The sequence below is a fragment of the Viridibacillus soli genome (assembly GCF_016612995.1).
GTDB classification, from domain to species: domain Bacteria; phylum Bacillota; class Bacilli; order Bacillales_A; family Planococcaceae; genus Viridibacillus; species Viridibacillus soli.
On record NZ_JAEOAH010000076.1, the window covers coordinates 1 to 389 of the forward strand.

The 389-nt window shown below is 41.4% G+C and carries 2 tRNA genes; both read right to left on the reverse strand.

Features of this window, described 5'->3' with window-relative positions:
- Positions 1-112: 112 nt before the first annotated feature.
- A tRNA-Ala gene (locus JFL43_RS21995) sits at positions 113-188 on the reverse strand.
- Between the two features lie 14 nt (positions 189-202).
- Positions 203-279: transfer RNA gene (locus JFL43_RS22000), tRNA-Ile, on the reverse strand.
- Positions 280-389: the final 110 nt, after the last annotated feature.

Sequence of the window (389 nt, forward strand, 5' to 3'; positions counted from 1 at the left end):
CCTTAATAACTTAACCTAAAAGTTAGTTATTAAGCCTAAAAAACTTAATAATAAAAAATGTGTTACTTAATTTGCTTCAATGTCGTTTTATCCAGTTTTCAAAGAACAATTTTGGTGGAGCCTAGCGGGATCGAACCGCTGACCTCCTGCGTGCAAGGCAGGCGCTCTCCCAGCTGAGCTAAGGCCCCGAAAAAGAAAAAAATGGTGGGCCTAAATGGACTCGAACCATCGACCTCACGCTTATCAGGCGTGCGCTCTAACCAGCTGAGCTATAGGCCCCTTCTGGGAAAATATATAAAATTGAAGTATGAACCTTCAAAACTGAACGCAAGACGTTAATCGACAGATTCAAGATCTGTTTCCGTAATTATCCTTAGAAAGGAGGTGAT